Source organism: Pseudoalteromonas sp. MM1 (assembly GCF_030296835.1).
Classification (GTDB): domain Bacteria; phylum Pseudomonadota; class Gammaproteobacteria; order Enterobacterales; family Alteromonadaceae; genus Pseudoalteromonas.
Genome location: NZ_AP027923.1, coordinates 351,256 through 371,178 on the forward strand (window position 1 = coordinate 351,256; position 19,923 = coordinate 371,178).

The following is a 19,923-nucleotide window of genomic DNA, read 5'->3' on the forward strand; positions in this document are numbered from 1 at the left end:
CGCAGTTATTTAGGTGCAAACTGCGCAGCTTTAAGTGGACTATTTTGCGAGACAAAGGTTTTAAGTGCCTGGGCATCGGTTTCATCTGTGCTCACAAAGCCTTTAAGTTTATTAATCGCAGGGTAACCGTCGCCACCCGATGCGTTATAGCTATTTAAACTCATACGGTAAGTTTTATTCTCTTCAAGTGGTTTACCGTCAATGAGTACACTGACTAATTTGCCATTTTTACGGGTAAACGCTAATTTGTGATATTGTAAATATGCACCTGCATCCACTGGGAAGCTAGTCACTGTTTCTAAGTAGTTCCACAAATCACGCCCTTGCCAGTCCATGTAAGTAATGCGATTTTTAAACGGGTGTACTTTTAAAATATCTTTATAGCTAATATCGCCCGCTTCAATAGAGCTTCTTATTCCGCCCCCACTAATAAGGCCAAAGTCGGCGCCAACTACATTCATTTGTGCCTGTATAATTACACGGGCTAAATTAGTTTGCTGGTACCGTACTTTGTTTCTATCGCCCTCAAGGCGCGCATCAACACTGCCAATTTTACCTGCAATTTGTTTTGCACCCTTGGCTTGGTAAGTGGCTAAAAATGATTTTAAAGTAGGATCGGGCTCAATGTATTCATTGGCTAATACTTGTTTACTTGACCCATCGTCTTGAATTTCATCAACATATAAATTAACAGGCATTAATTTGTAATCTAATAAGGTCAGTGTGCCGTTTTCTAGCTTAAACTCTGCTTTACCTACATACTTGCCCCATTCGTGTGCTTGCATAATCCATGTGCCATTTTGCTGATCAGGTTTACAAGCAAGACCTGGTTTGAAGTTATCGTCGTTTTTATTTTTAGCAGCCATACAAACCGGCTCTTGCGAGTGGCCACCAATAATCATATCTAAGGTATTTGCGGGTAAAGAGCGAGCTAGAGTAACATCGCCTGGCGCATTAATTCCAAAGTTTGCATCTACATAATGGCCCATATGCGTCAGTGCAATGGTGATATCGGGGTTGTATTGCTGTTTAATTTCTTTAACAAGTTTAGCTGTTACATCAACAGGGTCTTTAAATTCTAAATGGCCAATATATTGAGGGTTAGCTATTTTAGCAGTGTCTGTAGTGGTAAGCCCGATAACCGCAATTTTTAAGCCATTTTTTTCAAAAACTTGATAGCCTTGAAATGCACTTTCTCCGGTGGCTTTATCAAAAATATTTGCAGACAGTAAGGGGAAGTTAGCCCATTGCTGCTGCTTAGCTAAAACGCTAAGCGGGTTATCAAATTCATGGTTACCAATTGCCATAGCATCGTAACCGAGTAACGACATCCCCTTAAAATCAGGCTCTGCGTGTTGTAGGTCTGACTCTGGTATACCGGTATTAATATCACCGCCAGAAAGCAGCAGTACTGCATGGCCTTGCTGTCGTGCCTCATTTCGCAAAGCGTCAATTAACGTTTTACGTGCAGCCATACCATATTCACCTTTTTCGTTATGCCAAAAGCGCCCATGATTATCATTAGTATGTAATACAGTAATATACTGTGGAGCATTGGAGGTGTTAAAAGGTGAGCTTGTACAACCTATAACAGATAAAATAACTGAAAATAAAATAATTATACGCATGAAATACCCATTTATTATGGTGTGCTTAATTTATTAGGCGCTTAGTTTAAACTAATTTTGCAATAAATAACGTACTTATTTTAACCTTTTTTATACTGGAATTTTAAATGCTGTATTAAATTAATAAATGCGTTTTCTCTAAGCGAGTTCAGTGAACAGTATTTAAGAGTAAATGTAATAAAGTGTAACTGAAGAGGTGTGAATTGTAGCTGAGCCTTATTTGTGCTTTTCCTTGGCATGTCGTGTAGATTAGTATTAACACTTAATTTAAATAACAATAACAAAAAGGACTCATGATGAAAAAGTGCCTGATTGGCTCACTACTTGCGTTTTCGTGCTTTACTAGCCAAGCCACCATTGTTGAAATGCAAACCTCGCACGGTGTAATAGAAATTAACTTGTTTGATCAACAAACACCCAACACGGTAGCTAACTTTTTAAGTTATATTGAAGATGACGCATACAACCAAACTGTTATACACCGCTCAGTGAGCGACTTTGTAATACAAGGCGGTGGCTTTACATTTACCGACGAATTAGTGCCAATAACCACTCAGCCAGCTGTTGTTAATGAGCCTGTTTTATCTAATGTCAAGGGCACAATCGCGATGGCTAAACTAGCCAACGATGAAAACAGCGCAACGAGCCAATGGTTTTTTAATATGGTTGATAATAGCGCAGCGCTTGATACTCAAAACGGCGGTTTTACAGTATTTGGACAAATTACAGCGCAAAGCCAAGCTACGCTCGATAATATTGCCGGATTGGTACATTGCGGCGATATTCCATTGGTTGATATAACCAGTGAACAATGCTCAAGCAGTGACGTAGCTCTGAGCAGCGCTAACTTTGTAAATATTAATAGTGTGGTGGTATTAGATGACGACCCGCTTTCATCTGCCAGCTTAAACCCAACAACCAATACATTAATAAGCCAAGAGGATTCATCCTCTGAGGCCGGTTCGTCAAGCAGCTCGGGTGGGAGTATGGGGGCTGGTTTTTGCTTAATTGCACTGCTTGGCATAGGAAAACGGTTAAAACGCGCTAAATACTAACTATGTGCTAAACAGTAAATAAAAAAGCGGCTAATAAGCCGCTTATACTAAAATGCTAAAATTCGCCAAACAATCGCAAGCCATAAAGCAAACACGCTGGCGCAGCCGAGTAAAAAAACATTAAAGCGCATTCTTACATTATTACTGCCAATATGAATAACCGTATGCACAACACGCGAAATAACAAATAAGCACGCAAGCGCAGTTATTAAATAGCTGGCGCTGTTAAGTTGCAGTGCAACAATACAACCGATATAAAAAAGCACAGGTATTTCAAACTGATTAGTAAAGTTTCTATCGGCAACGCGTACGGTATCTCCTGCGTTATCAAGGTGCATGGTTTTAAAATCGCTTAACTGTAATTGTTTGTTTTTTGCAGCAGCAAAGCGTCGTTTGCCCATAATTAACATTACAATGAGTGATAACGTTACTTGTGCAAACATGGCGAGTATTATTATTTTTTCCATCCTATTTCCTTCGTTATTATTTTACTGACTTTAAGTATGCAGGTGTTTTTCACAATGTGTTACATAAATTAGTATTATTTTGTGGTAAACCCTTAATTGTTAGTGTTAATTTAGTCCTGTTACGTTGTTTTTAGCGCATCCTAAGCGCAATTTTAATGGAAAAACAAAATGAAAAAAATTCTTGGTTTTAGCGCCATCGCTTTAGCAGTTTTAAGTGGCTGTACAAATACATCATCGGTTTCTAGTTCTTCACAAAGCACCTTACTTTCCGACACATTAGTTGTAAGCCCAAATGACACACGTGAATATAAAACCCTAAAGCTTGAAAACGAAATAGAAGTAATTTTAGTCTCTGATCCAAGTGCTGAAAAATCAGCAGCATCGCTAAGTGTAGGTGTAGGTTTACTACACGACCCTATGATGCAGCAAGGTATGGCACATTACTTAGAGCATATGCTTTTTTTAGGCACAGAGCGCTACCCCGACACAAAAGGCTACTCTGATTTTATGACCAAAAATGGCGGGGTAAATAACGCGTATACCTGGCTCGATATTACCAACTACATGTTTAAAATTAATAACGATGCCTTTGATGAAGCGCTAGACCGTTTTGCTGATTTTTTTAAAGCTCCTAAACTGTATCCTGAATATGCGGATAAAGAAAAAAACGCTGTCAATGCCGAGTGGTCAATGCGCCGCGAAATGGACTTTTTTGGTCAGTTTAAACTTGCCCGTAAAATGATGGGTGATCACCCTGCAAATCGTTTTTTAATTGGTAACCTAGAAACGTTAGGTGACAAAGAAGGTAGCCAATTACATAAAGAAACGGTCGACTTTTACAATAAATATTATTCATCTAACATCATGAAAGTGGCGCTTATTTCAAACTTGCCAATTGATCAAATGGAGCAAAAAGCAAAAACTTATTTTGCCGATATCGAAAATAAACACATTGAAAAGCCAACCGTTACTGCTGAACTTGATTTTGATAACGCCGGTGGGAAAAAAGTATATTACTCACCGAATGAAGACGTAAAACAACTGCAACTTGAGTTTACTATTAATAACAATAGCCGCGACTTTGCAGTAAAACCTAATCGCTATGTAAGTTATTTATTAAGTAATGAAATGCCAGGTAGCCCTGCACAAATACTACGCGACAAAGGCTGGGTATCACAATTAACTGCGTCACCTTCTCCTAGCCAGTATGGTAATTACGGCGCACTGACTATTTCGTTAGAATTAACCGATGAAGGCATGAAAAACCGCGAAACAATTGTCGCAACTATTATGCAATACATTGAACTGATTAAAAAAGAAGGTGTAGATGCTAAGTACTTTAACGAGATTCGTACATCACTTAGCAACCAATTTAAGTTTTTAGAAAAAGGTGATGAGTTTAGCTATGTCAGCGCGCTTACTGGCAGCATGCAAGATTACCCATTAAATCATGCTATTGATGCACCTTACTATTATGCTAAATTTGACGCAGAGGCGATAAACGCGGTACTTAAACAATTAAATGCCGATACGCTGCGCGTTTGGTATATTTCGCAACAAGAAGAAACCGACTCGCAACTGCATTTTTATGATGGTAAGTACCGCATAGAAGATATTAGCGATGCCGAGATTGCCAGCTGGAAAACACCAAGCGAGTTTAAGCTTGCTTTACCAAGTGTAAATAACTTATTACCTGAAAGCTTTGCCATTAAAACAGCTAAGTTTAAAGAGCAGAAACACCCTAAACTGGCTTACGATAAAAACGGCGTAAAAGTATGGCGCCAAGCAAGTCAAAAGTTTGCAGACCAGCCAAAGGGGTTGGTTGAGGTATATATTAATACCCAACCTGGCTTAAACGACTTAAATGCTGAAGTACTTTATTCAGTTTGGGCCGATTTATATAACATTCAACAAAGCCAACTAAGTACTGAAGCCGCCATAGCCGGCATGAGCGTAAACCTTGCGCCAAGTAATGGTTTAGTTTTATCGATGAGCGGCTTTACTGATAAGCAAGATGTACTGTTAAAACAGGCTCTAAGCGGGTTAAAAGCCGACGTAACTGCACAAGCATTTAACCAAGCAATTGATCGCTACAAACGTGGCTTATTAAATCAGCAAAAGCAATTTCCGTATGCACAAGCATTTGCTGCCTATTCTAAACTTACCCGCACAGGCAGTTTTGATACACAAGCACTAATTAAAGCGGCAGAATCGCTAAGTGTTGCCGATTTAAATAAGCTAAAAGTGGCTACATTTGCCACCAACGATTTACGTGTATTTAGCTACGGTAATTACAACCAACAAGATATAGAATCGATAGCCAATGAGTTAAGTGCCACTTTACCGAGCAATCATACATCGAGTGAGTTTGCTCGCAGTAAAGCATGGTTGCCACAGCCAGGCGAAACATTGGTACTTCAAAAAGATATTGATGTAGCCGATGTAGCTGTTGTAGATATGACCGTACACCCAATAGCCGGATATAAGCAAAAAGCACAAGCAGCAGTGCTACAAAGTCACTTTAGAACCGTTGCATTTGATAAAATGCGTACCGAAGAGCAGCTCGCATACGCTGTAGGTGCCTTGGCTCGCCCAATAGAAGAATACTCAGCTATTGGCTTGTTTATTCAAACACCGGTTAAAGGCCCTAAAGAGATACAAGCACGCTTTGAACAATTTAAAAAAGAGTATGCGGTAGAGCTTGATAACATGAGCACAGATACATTTGAGCAGCTTAAAAATGCGACGCTTGTATCATTAAAAGAGCAGCCTAAAAACTTAAGCGATGAAATGGGGCCTCTTATTACTGATTGGTATCGTGAAAACTTTAACTTTGACTCTAAGCAAAAGCTAGTTGATGAAGTTGAAAAAGTAACGCTTGAAGATATTAAACAGTACTACAAACAAACAATGTTAAACCCACAAGCCGCCCGTTTAAATGTGCAGCTGCGTGGTACTAAGTTTATTGAAAGTGACTTTGCTGATTTACCTAATCAAACAAAAATCACTACGCTTGATGCTTATTACAATGGCATTAAGTTGCAAAAATAAACGTTATACATAAAGTAAAAATAAACCCCAATGTATTGCTACATTGGGGTTTTTTATTTATGCCATAACAATAAAGCCAATAACCGCCAATAAAGCCGCTATTAATGTATACGGCAACTGTGTTACTGCATGGCTCATTAAGTTACAACCAGAGCCTTGGGCTGCAAGTACGGTAGAGTCTGAATAAAAGCATGCTTGGCTACCAAATGATGATGCTGATAATAACGCGCCAATAACCAGTGGAACATTAGCATCAACGGCATTTGCTAGTGGCATAACAATAGGAATAGACACCGCAAAAATCCCCCAACTAGATCCAGTTGCAAAGGCCAAAATCGCCATCGCAATAAATACTACCGCAGGTAAAAACTGCGCGGTCATGTAGGGGCTTAAACTGCCTATAACAAACTGCGGTAAACCAATTAAATCGCACACATCCTTAAATATGAATGCTGCTATAACAGTGCCAATAGCTGGTATCATGCTTTTAAAGCCATCAAGCATGCGCTCAATCATTTCGCTAACGCTCATTAATTTTTGTAGTGCATAAAAAGGCAGCGTTACCGCCATCGTTGCCAGTAAGCCTTTATATACATCTATTTCGAAATAAACTGTAAAGGCTACCAATAAAATTATTGGCAGTAAAAAGTTATGTAACTTTCCTTTAGGATCTGCGTCTTCAAAGCTTTCTTCAACCGCTTTTACTGCGTATTCGTCGGCTGTTTGAACATCACTAAATTGCGCAGGATCAACACTGGCTTGCTCAACTTGCGCTAATTTTTCTGCTTTTTTCATAGAACCAATAGCAGGAATAACACCGAGTACAACAAGCAATACAACTAGTACTGCAAACCAAGCGTAAAACATATAAGGAATGGCTTGAATATACACCGCAATGCCTTTGCCTTCTTCAGCTATACCGTTATCGACTAACAAGCCGCCAAAAAATACCGCCCAAGTCGATAAAGGGACAAGTACGCATATAGGTGCTGCTGTTGAGTCTACAACGTAGGCAAGCATTTCTCGGCTAACTTTAAACTTATCAGTAATGCGCTTCATGGTTTCGCCAACGGTAAGCGCATTTAAGTAGTCATCAATAAAAATCACGACCCCTAAACAAAAGGTCATAAATAAAGAGGAGCGTTTTCCTTTAGTGTATTTTAGCGCTAATTTGCCAAACGCCGACGCACCGCCAGTGCGCACTAATAATGCGATTAAAGCGCCAAAGCCGCCGCACACAAGTATTAACCAACCTATGGTTTCGTCGGTCATTACTTTAAGCGATGTGCTGGCAAAATTTGTAAGCACCTGAGCAGGGTCGGCTATTGCTAAGCCAACCAAAGCACCAATAAGTAAAGATAAAATAGGGCGGCGTAAAACAACAGCCAAAACAACAACCACCGCTGGTGGCAGTAAACTTAACGCAGAGGGTTCAAGCATTTAAGTGTTCACAAAATTAAAAGCATATTTAAGAATTTAAATTGCTTATACAAAAACAAAGAAAATGATATTTTGTTGTTAAATCATTTTCCAAGTCACTGCTTTTGTACGCGAGAGGAGTATTTAAACTGTTATGTTAAATTAAGGGTTTAAATAAAACGCGTTGGCTTTGGCGCCAGACGGAGCAAGAAATGCATACCGCTATTGTTGTGCCTGTAAAAACATCGGCGCAAAAATAATCTGGTTTTGCATTCCAGTCAATAAAAATTTATTTACATGAATAACTTTTTTACGAAGGCTTTAAATGAACGCCGTAATTAAAACAAAACGTTTATTGCTTCGCTATGCAAATGAGCACGATGCAGCCATGTTACTTAATTTGGTTAATCAGCCTAATTTTATCAAGTATATTGGCGATAAAGGCATTTATACGCTTAGTGATGCCAAAAACTATATTGAGCAATCTTTTATAGCTTCCTATAAACACCAAGGGTTTGGTCCTTATATTATTACTTTACACAGTGGTGAAGCAGTAGGAATAGTGGGTTTTTATAAACGTAAAGCGTTGCAACTGCCAGATTTAGGTTTTGCCTTGTTAACTCATTATGAGAAAAACGGTTATATTTTTGAAGCGGCCAAAGCGCTTTTACAAAGTAGGCACACTCTAGGGATAAAACAGGTCAGTGCTATTTGCGCAGCTAATAACACCGCTTCTCAGTGTGTATTATTAAAGTTAGGTTTTAACATGATAGGCAAGGCGGTTATTAATGATGATAAAACCGCCGTAAATATATATGGTTATTAAAGTCGGGCTTGCTCTATAGTTTTTGCCACATCTAAGTTTATGTTTAACCACGCTTGTTCTAGGGTGGTCACTAAGCCATCATAGCCGTCGTCTTCTATGGGGACAATGTTTGAGAAATTATGTACGCTGAGCAGTCGGCGGCCAGTTTCTGGATGGGTGTAATATAAGCGCCATAACCCTGAAATATCAGCGTTGCCTTGCATATCACCGTTAAAGTGGTGCACTTCATACTCTAGCTCGTAAAACGTTTGCTGATCAAGCTCTGTAATAACTGGTAAACCTTTAATGACCATCCAATTGGGCATTGCATTAAAAAGGGTTTGTTGCGCTGTAGCGGTGAGCATAACATCGGGTGATTCACCCCATAGGTTGTAGTTTGCGGCATGAATTTGATTATTATCAATTTTCATCGCTATACCTAAGTTATTCAGTGCGCCTCTAAGGGCCACAGTTTGTACTCTAAGTTGCGCATCAGTTTCTTTTACATGGCGTGATGATGAAGTAATGGGTTGTTCAAATTGATAATACTGCGTTGCGGTTTGAATTGACGCACTGCACCCACTAAGGGTAATTAACACGCTTATGGCTAAAAATAAGTGTTTCATTATTGCTTCCTTGGTTGTGGATCAGCAGGGAGTGCTTTATCAAAAATAAACATATTTGGCTGCTCGTTTAAACCCCGCGTAAGCGGTTGAATTTCTTCACTTAAGCGTTTAAATTCAAGTAAGGTTTGCTGTAATTGATGATGAAACTCAGAGCCTGCCTGATAACTTGCCATGGTTTTATCAAATTGACGCATGGTCACTTCAAACTGTTCCATACTTTTGGTCATTTTATCAAAGTTACGGTTGAAGTCGCCGGGTAAGTTTTGTGTATCTTTTTGACTTAATAACGCACGCATTTCGTTAGCAAGGGCTTGGTAGTCGCTAAACGTAGCCTGCATTTGCTCCAGACTGTCTTCAATTTTTAAATCATTTACCTTGTTAAGCACATCCGAGACCTGATCGGCAAGTACCGTAATGCCGCTTGAAATACTTGGAAAAACATCATACTGCGCAAGTTTTGCTAAATGCGCTTTTGGTGCGTCGGGGTATATATCAAAATCTACATACACTGCGCCTGTTAAAAGGTTGCCTGGTTTTAAAGAGGCGCGCATACCATTTTTTATCCAACCGGTTAGGCTGCTTTGCCAAAACTCTTTGGCCGCTGCGCTATCGTGATATAAACGGCCATATTCTATTTTAATCAGTACAGGCACCGCTGTGTTATGGTTTTTAAAATGCGCGGGTTTACCATTGATAATAACGTTAGCGGGCGCCTCTACCACGGTACCAATTCGAGTGCCACGATATTCCACCGGGGCACCAGGTCTTAGGCCACGTATTGATTGTTCAAAATCAATAATGTAGTAATCAAAATCGTAAAAACGCTCTTCCAGGGCTTCTTTATAGCTTTGACTCAATGAGAAATTATGACCATCTTGTGCTAAATCTCCTGGTGCTTGCTGCTCTGGTAAGCCAACAGAAATACCGCCTTTGAGTAGTTTACTTAATGAGCCTGTACTTATATTAATTCCATCGGCCGATAGGTCTATTTCAATGCCGGCGTTAACCCAAAAAATAGAGTTTAATGTTATGAGGTTTTGATAAGGTTCGTTAATAAAAATACCATACTTCATTGCTTGATTTTTCCAGTCAAAAGTAGCGGTTTCTATTTGGCCTATTTTGTAGTTTTTAAAAAATATTCCAGTGCTTACCTCGAGTACTTCAGCGTTGTAGCTGAGTAACTGAAAACGCCCACCTTTTACATCTTTACCAATAAGGGCTGGCTCGTCTTGTAATACAAAACGTTCTTTTAGCTTTTTACTCTCCCCAGGGGCAAACTCTAAATAAACACCTGACAAAAGCGTACTCATACCACTAATGCCCGTTTCGTCTATACGGGGTTTAACCACCCAAATTTTGGCATCTTCGGTGAGCAGTTCATTGTAGTTTTTGTCTATTTGCGCACGTGCAATAACACTATCTTGCGAGTCAGAAAGGCGTATAGCATCAATTTGGCCAATTTTAACACTGCGCACTTTTATTTCTGTTTTACCTGCAATAATACCCTCCGCATGGGGCATTTTTATATATATAGTAGGGCCTACATTTGCCTGGTATTGATACAACATCCATATACCAACTAATAAGGCTATTAGCGGGATAATCCAAATAGCAGAAATTTTTGGTTTTGTTGTTACATTAGCCGTTTCGGTCATGCTTTGTTCTCTGAATGTTTGTTTTTTGGTTTGTCCCACAACAAGCGCGGATCAAACGCATGTGCAGCCATCATTTGGCATATTACCATAACAGTAAAAAATACGATGCCAAGCCCTGGGGTAATTGACATTAAGTTGCCTAGTTGCACTAAGGCAACGAGTATAGCAACAACAAATACATCAATCATTGACCATTTGCCAATAAATTCAGTAAGTTGATAAATTTTAGTATAGCCTTTTGTGTGCTTGTTAGCAGGTTTTGCCACCATAATGCATAAAAAGCTAAGCACAAATGCTTTAGCCAATGGCACCACCACGCTGGCCAAAAATATGATGGCGGCAATTGGGTAAGAACCACTTTTCCAAAGTGTTAGTACGCCGCCAATTAAGGTTGATGGTGTTACATCACCCAGGCTTGTAGTGTGCATTATTGGTAATAGGTTTGCAGGTATATAGCATAGCACTGAGGTGACTAACCAAGCTGTCGCTTTTTGGACGCTATTAGGGTTTCTAATATGTGTTTTGCTGTGACAGCGAGGGCAGTAGTCCTCTTTACAAAGTTGGTGGCATACATGGCAGGCTTTTATATTTTGATCAATTGCCCGTTTAGCGTTTGCTGCATCTTCGATAGGTGTTGCTGGTTTAATATGTGCCCATAAACGCGGCTTATTTACATGAGCAAGTGCTGCAATATACATAATAACAAAGCCAATATAGGCCCAAAAACTGGCGCCAAAACTAATGTCGGCAAGCGACATAATTTTAACCATGCTTACTAAAACGCCAATTAAAAATATTTCCGACATGATCCAAGGCTCAAGAGCCAAGGTAAACTTGAGCAATCGCCTTGCTATACCCTCTGGCAATGTTTGCAAAAGACCAAGATGTAAAGGGATCAGAATGATCAGTAAGCTCATTGGCAGCGCAATAATGCTTAAATCAATAAATAAGCCAAGTAACTCACTGTCGTAATTAAATAAAATTCGGGCCGCATCGGGCAAGGTAATTGTTTGCGTTATACCGCTGCTACTAAATGAAATAAACGGGTAAAACATGCTGCTTAAGAGCATCAGCAATGAGCCAATACTCAGCGCGACTACTTTACTATCGTTGTTTACATCGCCTTCGCACAGCTTATGGTGACAATGCGGGCACACGGCCATTTGCTTATCGGCTATTGCGGGTATATCTATTATTAAATCGCAACACGGGCAAATTGTTTGCAAGTTATAACCATCAAAGAAGAATGTTTACGCAATTTTGCTATATTTAAACTATTAATACAACGCGATTAATCATTAAGCGCAATAACAATTCGTAAGGATTAATGTGAGGCTGTTATTATTTTACTTTATTAGCTATTTTTTTATAAGCCCGCCAGTGCCTGCCGCTCAGCAAAAACAGCCAGTTGTGATTGCTGCTAGTGCGACTATTCCTCCCTATGTAATAGAAAAAACAGACTCAGGTATACAACTTGATATTATTAAAGCTGCACTATTTGAACAGGGCGTTAACGATATTGTTGTTATTTATATGTCTAACAAGCGCGCCGAGCAGCAGCTGCATAGCGGTAAGGTGGATATCTTGCTTAATTACGCAGGAAAGCGCGATGCAGATACTTACCCAAGTCAGCCAGTATTGAGTTATAAAAATGTGGCGGTATCACTTAAAAAACGTGACTTTGCTATTGAGAGTGTAAATGATTTAAATAACAAAAGTGTATTAGGGTTTCAACATGCAACGGCTTATTTACCGCCTTCATTTGCAAAAGGAGTTGCTCAGTTTGCAAGTTATGAAGAAGTAGTCAATCAACGTGCACAAATTGATAGGCTAATGAAAGAGTGGGTGGATGTAATTGTTCTCGATGAGCGTATTTTTCATTATTATAACATTAACTATTCGCACTCATTACCCGTTAATATTCATGCTATTTTTCCAAAAGCGCCAAGGCCCGCTTATTTTAATAACCCGTTACTGCAACAAAAATTTGATAAAGGCCTAGTTGCCATAAAGCAAAGTGGTAAATATCAGCAGCTATTAAATGTAAACGGCCATGCTAAATAGCATGGCCGTAGGTGTAATTATACCAATCCGCATAATTAAGCGATCTATTTTGAGGATGGATAAACGTGTTGATAGCAAAGCAAAAATTCGCTATTTAGTTGTTATCGGCAATTGCCCCTGCATTGCTCTACCTTCTGCATCCATGCAGTCGTAAATGAGAATTTTTTAACGCAGATAGCGACACGTTTAGCCTCTGAAAATGATTAAGTATTATTGCTTATTGCTTATTGCTTATTGCTTATTGCTTATTGCTTATTGGTATTAGTCAAATAAGGCAACTGTTTGGCGGGTAAGGGCGATAAGTTCGCCTGATTGCGACCAAATACAGCCATCTTCTAATCCGTAGCCACCTTTAGCATGGTGAGTAATCGCTTCAAAGCCTAACCATTCACCGGGTGTAAGCGCTGGCTCTTGCACAAACTCTAAATACCACGACATGCTACTTGCTGGCGCAGGTTGCTTAAACATTTGCAGTAATGTGGGCGGCCAAGCATCTGTTAGTGCAATGATATGCGCTTCTGTAATGGTTTCGGGAGTGTGTTTAAAACGCATCCAACCACCTAAATGCGAAGTCTCAGCAGCACTAAATGGCATAGCGCCTTGTTGAGGGCATAAATCAACATGCTGGAAAAACTCAGGCATTTGCCCTTGAATAAATGGCAATGTATGTCGTGCATCTACAGGCTTTAATCCCATTTCTTTACTTACTGGTACGTTAACACCTGATTGCCTATCAATAGCGAAGCACGCTTGGACAATTACACACACCTGCTCACTTTGAATAACTTTAGCTAATACCTGAGTACTGCTTTTACCTTGGCGTAAAATTTCAACTGACAATGAAAAAGGCGTGTCGGCAAGCAGTGGCCCAACAAAATTAGTGCTCAGAGAAAGTAATCGTCTACTTGGGTCAATATGTTTTCTGATTGCTTGATAAAGTAGTGCAGCAGAAAGGCCACCAAATGCGGTTCTCCCTTGGCACCAATTAGCAGGAAACTCCATTGTATTGCTGTTATTGGCAAGCGAAGCCGAAGAAGAGCTTGAAATAGCAGAAGCTTGTTTTAATAAGTCATCAAAATGCATCGTTAATATCCTTGAAATTATCATTATCAGACATATATAGCACATAACAACTGGTCAGACTAGATGTGTTAAATAGGTGTTTTTGGCGTAAAAAACATCAAACCCTACTTTTATTAAGGTTTTTTGTTAAATAAATTACAAAAAATGAATTTTTTTTCATTTTTACAGTTGAATTAACTTTGTGGCATCCCTATTTACTAGTCATCGAACGTATTAACGAATTTGAAGTTGGAGAAGATTCATGGGTAAAATTATTGGAATCGATTTAGGTACTACAAACTCTTGTGTTGCAGTACTTGATGGTGATAAAGCACGTGTTATTGAAAATGCGGAAGGCGATCGCACAACCCCGTCTATTATTGCTTACACGCAAGACGGCGAGACTCTAGTAGGTCAACCTGCTAAGCGTCAAGCGGTTACTAACCCAACTAACACGTTATTTGCAATTAAGCGTTTAATTGGTCGTCGTTTTGAAGACGAAGAAGTACAACGTGATATCGGTATTATGCCGTTCAAAATCATCAAAGCTGATAACGGCGATGCATGGGTTGAAGCGGGTGGTGAAAAACGCGCTGCACCACAAATTTCTGCAGAAGTACTTAAAAAAATGAAGAAAACGGCAGAAGACTTTTTAGGTGAAAAAGTAACTGAAGCTGTAATCACAGTACCTGCATACTTTAACGATTCACAACGTCAAGCAACAAAAGATGCTGGTCGTATTGCGGGTCTTGAAGTTAAACGTATCATCAATGAGCCAACAGCTGCTGCCCTTGCTTACGGCATGGACAAAAACAAAGGTGAAAACGTTGTTGCAGTATACGACTTAGGTGGTGGTACTTTCGATTTATCAATCATTGAAATTGATGAAGTTGAAGGCGAGCACACGTTTGAAGTACTTGCTACAAATGGTGACACGCACTTAGGTGGTGAAGATTTCGATAACCGTGTAATCAACTACTTAGTAGCTGAGTTCAAGAAAGATCAAGGTATCGATTTACAAAATGATCCACTTGCAATGCAACGTGTTAAAGAAGCGGCTGAAAAAGCAAAAATTGAACTATCATCTGCACAATCGACAGAAGTAAATCTTCCGTATGTAACTGCCGATGCTACAGGTCCTAAGCACATGAACGTTAAACTAACGCGTGCTAAGCTTGAGTCATTAGTAGAAGATTTAGTAACTAAGTCAATTGAGCCACTTAAACGCGCACTAGCGGATGCTGATTTATCTGTAAATGATATTAACGATATCATTTTAGTAGGTGGTCAAACACGTATGCCACTAGTACAAAAAACAGTTGCTGAGTTCTTTGGTAAAGAGCCACGTAAAGATGTTAACCCTGATGAAGCTGTAGCAGTAGGCGCGGCAATTCAAGGTGGTGTATTAGCAGGCGACGTTAAAGACGTACTATTACTAGACGTGTCTCCATTATCGCTAGGTATTGAGACAATGGGCTCTGTAATGACAGCGCTAATTGAGAAAAACACAACGATTCCTACTAAGAAATCGCAAACGTTCTCTACAGCAGAAGACAACCAATCTGCCGTTACGATTCATGTACTACAAGGTGAGCGTAAACGTGCAAGCGACAACAAATCTCTAGGTCAATTTAACCTAGAAGGTATTCGCCCGGCACAACGTGGTACACCACAAATCGAAGTAACATTCGATGTAGATGCGGATGGTATCTTACATGTATCAGCCAAAGATAAAGATACAGGTAAAGAGCAAAAAATCACGATTCAAGCGTCTTCAGGCTTAAGCGATGAAGAAGTAGAAAAAATGGTTCGTGATGCAGAAGCTAACGCTGAAGAAGATAAAAAGTTTGAAGAGCTAGTAGCAACTCGTAACCAAGCTGATGCAATGGTACACGGCACACGTAAGCAAATTGAAGAAGCGGGTGACGCACTACCAAGCGAAGACAAAGAGGCTATTGAAGCCGCTGTTGTTGACCTTGAAGCAGCTATTAAGAGCGATGACAAAGCAGAAATTGAAGCTAAAACGCAAGCACTTGCAGAAAAGTCTCAAAAGCTAATGGAAATTGCTCAAGCTAAAGCGCAACAAGGTGGCGCAGATGCAGGCGAGCAACCACAACAGTCTGCTAAGCAAGACGACGATGTAGTTGATGCTGAGTTTGAAGAAGTAAAAGACGACAAGTAATTGTCAGCTAAGCTTCTAACTAGCCTAAACAACATGAATTGCTCACGTTTTTAGGGTAGGATGAACTTTTGAGGCGCGCAGGCTACAGCTTGTCGCGCCTTTTGTATGTATTTAAGGTTTAAAATTTTCATGATAAATCGATGTGATTTATCGGTTTATCCCGCAGTTTAGCTGCAAATAGAAAAGAGTAGTGTGATAGATATGTCAAAACGCGATTATTACGAAGTTCTCGGCGTAAGCAAAGATGCAAGCGAGAGAGACATAAAAAAAGCGTATAAACGCTTAGCGATGAAATATCACCCAGATCGTACCGCCGGTGATAAAGATCTCGAAACTAAATTTAAAGAAGTAAAAGAAGCTTACGAGATTTTAACCGACGATCAAAAACGTCAAATGTATGACCAATACGGCCATGCTGCCTTTGAACAAGGCGGTGGCGGCGGTCACGGCGGCTTTGGCGGTGGTGGTCAAGGCGATTTTGGTGATATTTTTGGTGATGTGTTCGGTGACATTTTTGGTGGCGGTGGTGGCCGTCGTCAATCGCGTCAGCAACGTGGATCAGATTTACGTTACAACATGGACCTAAGCTTAGAAGAAGCGGTTCGTGGTAAAGAAGTAGAAATAAAAGTACCTACATGGGTGAGCTGTAAGCCGTGTGATGGCAGTGGTGCAAAAGCGGGCTCTAAGCCTAAAACATGTACTACGTGTCATGGTGCTGGGCAAGTACAAATGCGCCAAGGTTTCTTTGCTGTTCAACAAACATGTCCAACCTGTCAGGGACAAGGTCAGATTATTTCAGACCCATGTGATAAGTGTCACGGACAAGGGCGTGTTGAGAAAACGAAAACGTTGTCAGTTAAAATTCCAGCAGGCGTAGACACAGGCGATCGTATTCGTTTGAGCGGTGAAGGTGAAGCCGGTATGCACGGAGCACCAGCTGGCGACTTATACGTGCAAGTATCGGTACGCGAACACCCAATTTTTGTGCGCGATGCGAACAACTTGTACTGCGAAGTGCCAATTAGCTTTACTACCGCAGGTTTAGGTGGCGAAATTGAAGTGCCTACGCTTGATGGTCGTGCCAAACTTAAAATACCGTCTGAAACTCAAACGGGCAAAATGTTCCGTATGCGTGGCAAAGGTGTTAAATCGGTACGTAGTGGTGCTCAAGGTGACTTAATTTGTAAAGTAGTGATTGAAACGCCAGTTAACTTAAACGAGCGTCAACGTGAGCTACTTAAAGAGTTAGACGAGAGCATGGGCAAAGATAGCTCAAAAAACCGTCCTAAAGAGCAAGGCTTTTTTGACGGCGTTAAAAAGTTTTTTGATGATTTAACTAAGTAATTAGTTATCGTAAAAACTAAAAAAACGGTGCTTGATGCACCGTTTTTTTTTGCTCAAATTCATGTGATTTATTCATATTGTTGGGCACTACCTAACAGTATTGTAGAGTGTATACACTCAATCGATTAATTCACTAAGCTATTGTGTTGCCTTATGTAATTGACCCTGCACGGCTTTATCCTTTACACCTATATCCTCGTCAATAAGAGTTTTTTAGTGTATCTGCTATTAAGTAACCCTTCAAAATGATTAATCCTTATTGTAGATTAATAATGCACTTAAAATAACGGGGCTAAATAGTATGACACCTGCAATCGAATTACTGAAAAAACAAAAAGTGCCTCACGATGTACTTAGTTATCAACATGATGCGAGTACAACACGTTATGGCCAAGAAGCCGTTGAAAAGTTAAACCTTAACAGTGAACAGGTTTTTAAAACGCTCGTGCTTGAAACCAATGAAGGGCAGTTAATTGTTGCCATCACACCGGTATCCCAGCAAGTAAATTTAAAGCAATTGGCCAAACTGTGTAGCTCCAAAAAAGTCGCAATGGCAAGCGCGCCAACGGTACAAGCCGCCACGGGGTATATTTTGGGAGGGGTTAGTCCGCTTGGTCAAAAAAAACGCCTAACCACTTTTATTCATTCAAGCGCGATGGTATTTAATACAGTGTATGTAAGTGCAGGTAAGCGAGGGCTTGAGGTAGCGCTTTCGCCAACCGATTTAAAGTCACAAACACGTGCCACCTATGGCGATTTTTAAAAACCTCCACAAAAACCAATTCGCCCTAAACCGCAAATTTTAAAGGGGATAATTTGCTGCTTAGGGTATTTTTAACTACAGTCAAAATACCCTTGTACACTATGCATTATGGCAGTATGTATGAATTTTACTGATGTTAATTTTTTTGCCGTGCTTGTGGCGGCGCTTTCCTCTTTTATGCTTGGCGGTATTTGGTATTCAAACGCTTTTTTTAAAAATGCCTGGTTAGAATGTACAGGCCTTACGGAGCTTGATTTACAAACAGCGCAACCGGCGCTAATTTTTGGCGGCAGTATCGTACTTGCACTTTTGTCGGCGGTGGTGCTTTCATTGTTTTTAGGTAAAGAGGCCGGAATGGGAGAGGGCGCCTTTACAGGTTTTGCCATCGGTTTGTTTTGGGTAGGTAGCTCGCTGGGTCTCAGTTACATTTATGAGCAGCGGCCAATCAAGTTGTTTATAATTAATGCAGGGTATTACACAATACAATTTACATTAATGGGTTTTATTATAGGTGTATGGCCTTAAGCACGCTCAATTAGGCGTCGCCTTTAAGTGCTTAAATACAATAAAGATAATATGAAAATGTTAGTCGTTGATGATATGCCACTTATGCGCCACGTATGAATTAATATGTTAAGGCAGCTTGATTACAAAAATGTTGTGTGGGCAACTGACGCACAACAGACGTTAAAAATACTGCGTCAGCAAAAATTTGACTCAGTAATAGCCAAACGACACATGCCTAAAGTAGACGGTGTAAACTTGTTCGATAACATACGTCACGACCAAGCCTTAGCCGATTTACCCGTTATTATGGTTACGTGTAAAGATAGCGCTGCTACAGTAAAACAAGTTATTAAAGCAAAAGTGTCGGGGTTTATTATTAAACCGTTTAATATGAATGTGCTATCAGCGCAATTAAGCCGCCTGTTTTTTAGAGATTAGCAAAAAATTTTATGGTGTTTTATACCGCATCTATTATTTAATCCCCAGCGTTTTCTCCACTGCTCATTAGGCAGTTTGCCTCGCTTTTATAACGTTTTTATTTATTAACTGCTAAAATGCCTGCTTTGCATCTACGTATGTTAAGGAGTGTATGGCTAAGCCAAATAAAAAGGGGCCGACTAAAACAGTCGATATTTTTTGCTCTGCTTGCAAAGCGGCGCTGTTTAAATACAGAAAAGGCGGCAAAGGCGCTCTAGTAAAGTGTTTTATAGAGCGAATAACCCAAGACTACACAACTACACCGTTTATTTGCCCCCAATGCGAGCGCCCATTTGCGCGCCCAGCAATTATACGTGGCACGCCAGCTTATAAAATAATTGGCGGTAAAGTTACCTTTAAATAACCTAATACGTTTTAAAAATACAACAACTACAAAGGGTAGGTTTGCTACTGATAAGGCGGACAATTGGCCTTGTACCAATAAACAAGCCTGATATACTCGCCCGGTTTTGCTGTTTCAATGATTGAAAAACACCCTCCCCAAGGATAGGGCCAGTTAGTTGGGTTTTTTAAGCAAAGGATAAACGTGTGATAGCACTGTTATTTGATATTGTAGGTATGGCGGGTACTTTCTTAGTTGTTGGTGCATTCTTTTTGTTACAACTTAATAAAGCATCTCCAACGGGGTTATTGTACAACATAATGAATTTAACAGGGGCAATTTTGCTGTTAATTAGTTTGTGTTACAACTTTAACCTTGCAAGCTTTGTAATTGAGATTTTCTGGATTGCAGCTTCACTGATCGGCTTATACAAGTACGCTAAAAATAAGCCTCAATTAGCCACTAACTCGTAATT

Annotated in this window: 18 protein-coding genes; 11 read left to right on the forward strand and 7 right to left on the reverse strand. The window is 40.0% G+C overall.

What is annotated here, in order from left to right:
• Window positions 1-5 precede the first annotated feature (5 nt).
• On the reverse strand, window positions 6-1,628 hold the full coding sequence (gene ushA, locus QUE46_RS18235) for a bifunctional UDP-sugar hydrolase/5'-nucleotidase UshA (RefSeq protein ID WP_286249199.1): 1,623 nt from the start codon (window positions 1,626-1,628) through the stop codon (window positions 6-8).
• A 296-nt stretch (window positions 1,629-1,924) separates the two neighbouring features.
• On the opposite strand from ushA, the gene QUE46_RS18240 reads away from it, so the two are divergent.
• Complete coding sequence (locus tag QUE46_RS18240) at window positions 1,925-2,683, forward strand: peptidylprolyl isomerase (protein ID WP_286249260.1); 759 nt, start codon at window positions 1,925-1,927, stop codon at window positions 2,681-2,683.
• A 47-nt stretch (window positions 2,684-2,730) separates the two neighbouring features.
• Here QUE46_RS18240 and QUE46_RS18245 read toward each other — a convergent pair whose 3' ends face one another.
• The gene (locus QUE46_RS18245) at window positions 2,731-3,150 is read right to left on the reverse strand and encodes an MAPEG family protein (RefSeq protein ID WP_286249201.1); all 420 of its coding nucleotides are present in this window, start codon (window positions 3,148-3,150) and stop codon (window positions 2,731-2,733) included.
• Window positions 3,151-3,318: 168 nt separating this feature from the next.
• Here QUE46_RS18245 and QUE46_RS18250 point away from each other — a divergent pair, with 168 nt between their 5' ends.
• On the forward strand, window positions 3,319-6,201 hold the full coding sequence (locus QUE46_RS18250) for an insulinase family protein (RefSeq protein WP_286249203.1): 2,883 nt from the start codon (window positions 3,319-3,321) through the stop codon (window positions 6,199-6,201).
• A gap of 57 nt (window positions 6,202-6,258) precedes the next feature.
• Here QUE46_RS18250 and QUE46_RS18255 read toward each other — a convergent pair whose 3' ends face one another.
• Window positions 6,259-7,641, reverse strand: coding sequence for a Na+/H+ antiporter NhaC family protein (locus QUE46_RS18255; RefSeq protein WP_286249205.1), 1,383 nt, complete (start codon window positions 7,639-7,641; stop codon window positions 6,259-6,261).
• A gap of 304 nt (window positions 7,642-7,945) precedes the next feature.
• Here QUE46_RS18255 and QUE46_RS18260 point away from each other — a divergent pair, with 304 nt between their 5' ends.
• A complete protein-coding gene (locus tag QUE46_RS18260; protein ID WP_286249207.1) occupies window positions 7,946-8,446 on the forward strand; it encodes a GNAT family N-acetyltransferase in 501 nt (166 codons plus the stop codon).
• On the opposite strand, the gene QUE46_RS18265 is transcribed toward QUE46_RS18260, so the two are convergent.
• Genes QUE46_RS18265 through QUE46_RS18275 form a run of 3 tightly spaced genes read right to left on the reverse strand, consistent with a single transcriptional unit; the run spans window position 8,443 to window position 11,869 of the window.
• On the reverse strand, window positions 8,443-9,051 hold the full coding sequence (locus QUE46_RS18265) for a PqiC family protein (RefSeq protein WP_286249209.1): 609 nt from the start codon (window positions 9,049-9,051) through the stop codon (window positions 8,443-8,445). The genes QUE46_RS18260 and QUE46_RS18265 overlap by 4 nt on opposite strands.
• Window positions 9,051-10,706: an intermembrane transport protein PqiB gene (gene pqiB / locus QUE46_RS18270; protein WP_286249211.1), complete on the reverse strand. Its 1,656-nt coding sequence runs from the start codon at window positions 10,704-10,706 to the stop codon at window positions 9,051-9,053. Before pqiB ends, QUE46_RS18265 begins: the two co-directional genes overlap by 1 nt.
• A complete protein-coding gene (locus tag QUE46_RS18275) occupies window positions 10,703-11,869 on the reverse strand; it encodes a PqiA/YebS family transporter subunit (RefSeq protein WP_374761414.1) in 1,167 nt (388 codons plus the stop codon). The genes pqiB and QUE46_RS18275 overlap by 4 nt, the downstream gene beginning before the upstream one ends.
• 166 nt (window positions 11,870-12,035) lie before the next feature.
• On the opposite strand from QUE46_RS18275, the gene QUE46_RS18280 reads away from it, so the two are divergent.
• The gene (locus tag QUE46_RS18280) at window positions 12,036-12,770 is read left to right on the forward strand and encodes an ABC transporter substrate-binding protein (protein ID WP_286249214.1); all 735 of its coding nucleotides are present in this window, start codon (window positions 12,036-12,038) and stop codon (window positions 12,768-12,770) included.
• Between the two features lie 261 nt (window positions 12,771-13,031).
• On the opposite strand, the gene QUE46_RS18285 is transcribed toward QUE46_RS18280, so the two are convergent.
• Window positions 13,032-13,853 (reverse strand): thioesterase family protein, encoded by an 822-nt coding sequence (locus QUE46_RS18285; protein WP_286249216.1) that lies wholly within the window; start codon window positions 13,851-13,853, stop codon window positions 13,032-13,034.
• Window positions 13,854-14,094: 241 nt separating this feature from the next.
• On the opposite strand from QUE46_RS18285, the gene dnaK reads away from it, so the two are divergent.
• From dnaK to QUE46_RS18320, 7 genes are all read left to right on the forward strand, one after another.
• Window positions 14,095-16,014, forward strand: a complete 1,920-nt coding sequence (gene dnaK, locus QUE46_RS18290; RefSeq protein ID WP_286249217.1) for a molecular chaperone DnaK — start codon at window positions 14,095-14,097, stop codon at window positions 16,012-16,014.
• A gap of 201 nt (window positions 16,015-16,215) precedes the next feature.
• A complete protein-coding gene (gene dnaJ, locus QUE46_RS18295) occupies window positions 16,216-17,358 on the forward strand; it encodes a molecular chaperone DnaJ (protein ID WP_286249261.1) in 1,143 nt (380 codons plus the stop codon).
• A gap of 301 nt (window positions 17,359-17,659) precedes the next feature.
• Entirely contained in the window at window positions 17,660-18,121 is a 462-nt protein-coding gene (gene ybaK / locus QUE46_RS18300; protein WP_286249219.1) for a Cys-tRNA(Pro) deacylase, read from the forward strand.
• Between the two features lie 120 nt (window positions 18,122-18,241).
• Window positions 18,242-18,646 carry a DUF1761 domain-containing protein gene (locus QUE46_RS18305; protein ID WP_286249220.1) on the forward strand — a complete coding sequence of 135 codons (405 nt, stop codon included), beginning with the start codon at window positions 18,242-18,244 and terminating at the stop codon, window positions 18,644-18,646.
• Window positions 18,647-18,751: 105 nt separating this feature from the next.
• On the forward strand, window positions 18,752-19,066 hold the full coding sequence (locus QUE46_RS18310) for a response regulator (RefSeq protein ID WP_286249221.1): 315 nt from the start codon (window positions 18,752-18,754) through the stop codon (window positions 19,064-19,066).
• Window positions 19,067-19,217: 151 nt separating this feature from the next.
• Window positions 19,218-19,469, forward strand: coding sequence for a hypothetical protein (locus tag QUE46_RS18315; RefSeq protein WP_286249222.1), 252 nt, complete (start codon window positions 19,218-19,220; stop codon window positions 19,467-19,469).
• Between the two features lie 185 nt (window positions 19,470-19,654).
• Window positions 19,655-19,921, forward strand: a complete 267-nt coding sequence (locus QUE46_RS18320; RefSeq protein ID WP_004588716.1) for a hypothetical protein — start codon at window positions 19,655-19,657, stop codon at window positions 19,919-19,921.
• The last annotated feature ends 2 nt before the right edge of the window (window positions 19,922-19,923 follow it).